Annotated in this window: 4 protein-coding genes; all 4 read right to left on the bottom strand. The window is 31.7% G+C overall.

Going from position 1 to position 4277, the window contains the following annotated elements; genetic code table 11:
- Positions 1–131 precede the first annotated feature (131 nt).
- Entirely contained in the window at positions 132–1010 is an 879-nt protein-coding gene (locus tag KO361_03245) for an alpha/beta fold hydrolase (GenBank protein MCC7574584.1), read from the bottom strand.
- Positions 1011–1184: 174 nt separating this feature from the next.
- Positions 1185–2099, bottom strand: a complete 915-nt coding sequence (locus tag KO361_03240; protein ID MCC7574583.1) for a tetratricopeptide repeat protein — start codon at positions 2097–2099, stop codon at positions 1185–1187.
- Between the two features lie 291 nt (positions 2100–2390).
- Positions 2391–3227 (bottom strand): hypothetical protein, encoded by an 837-nt coding sequence (locus KO361_03235; protein MCC7574582.1) that lies wholly within the window; start codon positions 3225–3227, stop codon positions 2391–2393.
- A 59-nt stretch (positions 3228–3286) separates the two neighbouring features.
- On the bottom strand, positions 3287–4036 hold the full coding sequence (locus tag KO361_03230; protein ID MCC7574581.1) for a hypothetical protein: 750 nt from the start codon (positions 4034–4036) through the stop codon (positions 3287–3289).
- Between the last annotated feature and the right edge of the window lie 241 nt (positions 4037–4277).

The following is a 4277-nucleotide window of genomic DNA, read 5'->3' as shown; positions in this document are numbered from 1 at the left end:
TGGGGGTGTGGCGAGTGTGGGAGAGCGTGTTACGTTTTCGTCCCCCGACGAAAACGCCCGAGCGGGCGAAACCGCTCCGAAGTTCCAATGTCAACCCACATTGGCTACACCCCTTGTTATGCACTGAAATTTTATAGATTTGTATCATAAAATGTCTTTAATTGCAACATAAATTTCTTAAAGTCTATAAAGTCAGGTCCCTTTGCACCACCGTGTGTTGCGTTTTTCACAACCCACAGTTGTTTTTCGCCTTTCAATAAATTAAATATTTCTAAACTCATTGAAACAGGTGTAATGTCATCTAGTTCACCCACTATTAGAAAACTAGGTTTTTCAATTTTCCCAGCAATCCTTTCAGGCAATAAGTCAAGGGGATAATTTTCAGGAATTATTATATTCCTTTCTGGACGTTTTTGTTTCAACAACTTAACAGATGATTCAAAATTTGTCAATAAAGCTCTACCAACATAAGCTTTCGTCTCGATTCTCTGTGAAAAAATAGCAAATGATAAATAAGCACCTGTTGAAAAGCCATATAAACCTATTCTTTTTCCATCAACCTCATCTTGTTTAAGCACTTCGTCTAATACTGCATTATAATCAGTTAAGTATTCAAAATAAACTAATTGATCTTCATCCGTTTCCCAATTGTCGCTTTCGCCAAAACCACGCCAATCAAAAGTTACAACATTATATCCTTGTGTCACAAGTTCTTTTGCATATTGAATTAGCAAATACATATTTCCTGCATCTCCATTGCAGATTAAAATGGTTGGCCTCGGTTGATTGTATTTTAGCTTATATTCTTTTCTAACAGGGTTTTTCCAAGCTTTTTCCCAATCTTCGTTTGATACAGAGTCTTGAGCAGGAAAAAACCACGTTTTAATTTTTAGACCATCATCAGTTATAACTTTTAATTCCTTGTATATTAATGCATAATTTTCAGGACGAAGTCTATATTCTCTTTCGGGCTTTAACCCAAAAGTATTTATTGTTGCAATTATTATCAAACATATGATTATCAGTCTCTTCATAATTTTTGTGCATAACGGCTGGGGGTGTACCCAGTGGGGGAGTTCGGGGCCAGCGTCCTTATCCCCCGATAAGGACGCCCCAAGCGGGCGAAACAGCTGGATTGTCTAGAAATCCCCCACATTGGGTACACCCCTTGTTGGGCAAAGTAATTAATTCAGATTCATTCTATTTTGTTTAAATTCATAAAGCCAATCTAATGCTCCCTCTGTTTTTTCCCAAATTGTCCAAGCTCCATTAACATAAGAAATAGCTTCGTTTTCATCTCCTATTCCAATATATCGTGGCAATTCATTAGGCATTTCTTTAACTCCTAACATATAGTCTATTACAAATTTATTACTTTTATATGCTTTCAGTAATTCTTTATCACTTTTTGTTGTCTTTCCTGATATTTTAAATTGATATAAAGCATTGTTATAATTCCAAACCGCACAATCTTCTTCTTCAGAATTTTTTATAAACCCTACAAATCTGGACAAGTCTTCTTTACTCAATAATAATGTTGATAATAAATACCTAATTCCCTGATTGTCATTTGGATTTAGCTCCAACATTTCCTCATAAATTTCAATTGCTTTATCAACTTCATTTTTGACATAAAAACAGTCTGCAAGACCTGCTTTAGCTCGCATATAAGGTCGTGTTTCAATCATCCCCCAGAAATTTCCTTTTTCTTCTTTGAAAAATGTCTTTCCAAGAGTCTTTTCGCCAGCTTTAATTGCTTTTTCAAACATTGATATTGCCTTGTCAATGTCCTTTTCTAAACTTGCAAGATAATTATAAGCATCTGCATTATTTGGGTCAAGTTCCAGAGCCTGTTTAACTAATTTCTTTCCTTTTGAAACAGGTTGTTCGTAAGCATCAAAAACTAAATCCTGTGAGCGACCTTTTTTATCAGTTCTTTCAGGTAGTTCATCTAGGCTTTGTCCCTGCAAATTTTTTAAGAAATCGTTAATCTCGTCCGTAGTTTCAAATCCTTGCCTCTTAATTTCTTCCATTAACTTTGCAAGGTCTTTTTCTAGATTCATTTTATTCATTTTATCAGTATTTTTATTTTTATCCATAGTTTTCTCTCATTATTTTGCCCAACGGCTGAGGGTGTGGCAAGTGTGGGAGAGCGTGTTACGTTTTCGTCCCCCGACGAAAACGCCCGAGCGGGCGAAACCGCTCCGAAGTCCCAGTATCAACCCACATTGGCTACACCCCTTGTTGGCAAACGTTTTTATTTATTTAACATTTTCTCTCCCTTTTTATTAATTATTTCAGACTTACACTTGTTAATTATATAGCAATAGTTTATAAAAAACTTGATTCATTATTATAAAAGTGTTATCTTTGAGAATTAAAGATAAAGTTTATCTATTTAAGATACGGACTCTCCCAAAAAGGCTTTTTGCGAGTAATTGCAAATCATACTTGGCGGGAGGTCGTTTTTTATAGTATATACTAGCATTTTTAACAAATGTCAAATAATGATTAAAAATCCTATTTTTTAACTCACCCTTTGTTTTTAAACTAAGTTTATTAATATATGGTTCCCTGTTTCGAACAACATTATGTTTTCTATCTAAGAAATCAATTAACGATTGAATAATTATTCCAAAAAGAAGAATTTTTTGACGATGGGTTTTATCACCTGTTAAAAATAATGATTTTTCTAAGGGAGTAATTACTTTTCTTAGGTTCGAATCCTCATTATTATATTCATTCGTGAATTCAAATAAAGACATTATTTGATAATTAGAGTTATCCTTTTGAACAACTGATTCCCCAATTGCTCTTTGATAAGACCTATCTAAAATCCGATTCTTTTTCGATTCATAGGAAGTAACAAAACACAACAATCTCTCTCCTTTTTTTATTCTAGCAAGATGAAAATAACTACTTTCTTTTTTTAATATACTTAAGCTAGCCCAAAAACTTGCAAACAAGTAAAGTACATAAATTTTATTCATTTCATCTTTATCCTTATTATATTTTGTAAATAGTTGAAAGTCCTCTTTAGCAAGAGAATAAATTTTACCAAATAGTTCATCTGCTGATTTTAAAATTGTGTCAGAGTGTTTGTTGAATATTTTTTTCGCTTCAATTTTTCTGTTAAATATGTTTTTTATGTCAGGGTAAAAAAGTTTGAGCACTTCTAGTAAAATACCTCCTGAAATAATTGATAATATGTATTTTAAACTTTCCATAAAATGCTTTTAAAATTCATTTTTTATATTCAGAATATCTTAACTATAGTTTCATTTTTTTACTCAATTATCCTTTTCAACCAATTACTTGTTTTTAATATTATTACTCCATAAAGCGAAGAAATCCACCCATTTAGAAGGATTAGTACTATAATTAATAATTTACTGTCTATGAAGTAATATATTGGTGTACAAATAATAAGAGATGTAATTAATCCAATTATTGTGCTATGCGATTGCGAAACACCCATTAGTTTAATCTGTTCAATGTAATATTTTAGTTTAACACCTTTATGTTCTGTTGTAACAAACAAAAATGGCTTTTGCTTTGCATAATTAGTTGTTAATAAAGTTATTTCAATGGTGTCCCCTCTGTTAATTACTGGAATAACGTAATCCCTTCTAGTATAAATATATGTAGCGTCATTAGGATTATTATTATTTATTATTTCTGAATATTTTTCTGTAAACTCAAGTTCTTTAATGCTATTTACATTTCTACCGTGAGAAACAAGAATTAAACTCTGATTGTCGCAAGAGATATTTAATTCTATATCAGATAGGTCTTTACCTGTTTCATTTTTAATTATAACATTTGAGGAATATAAATTTTTCAATTCACTATCATTATAAAGTAATTTTACAGAACCAAATTTCACATCATCAATCGAAGACCCAATATAATTATGCCATATTGAGTATTTTAGTTTTGTAATTCTGTTAATGTATTTGTCCCAAATGTGTTTGAGGATTATTCCAATAATTAGTGTAATAGAACCAATTATTATCTTTTCAGTAAATTCTGTCATATGATTATTGGTTTATTATTAAGTCTTAATTTATAATTTTTCAAAACGATTATTAGGTGTTGATTTATATTAATTTCGTGTTTTCGTTTAAAATGTTTGCCAACGGTTGGGGGTTTGGCTTCGTTGCCGACCTTCGTAAACCAGAATACTAACCACAAAAACAAATAGTTATGAATACCGAAAATGTATCGAATGAGCTAAAAGGCAATGAGCTTAACCCCGTGTTAGGCAATGTTTTTTT

It is taken from the genome of Candidatus Woesearchaeota archaeon (assembly GCA_020854775.1).
Lineage (GTDB): Archaea > Nanobdellota > Nanobdellia > Woesearchaeales > 21-14-0-10-32-9 > 21-14-0-10-32-9.
The sequence above is the reverse complement of the archived record's forward strand: the minus strand, read 5'-3'. Positions and strand labels throughout refer to the sequence as shown.

Coding starts and splice junctions, on each gene's coding strand:
- KO361_03240 (MCC7574583.1), bottom strand. CDS start 2,099: ATGGATAAAAATAAAAATACTGATAAAATGAATAAAATGAATCTAGAA.
- KO361_03235 (MCC7574582.1), bottom strand. CDS start 3,227: ATGGAAAGTTTAAAATACATATTATCAATTATTTCAGGAGGTATTTTA.
- KO361_03230 (MCC7574581.1), bottom strand. CDS start 4,036: ATGACAGAATTTACTGAAAAGATAATAATTGGTTCTATTACACTAATT.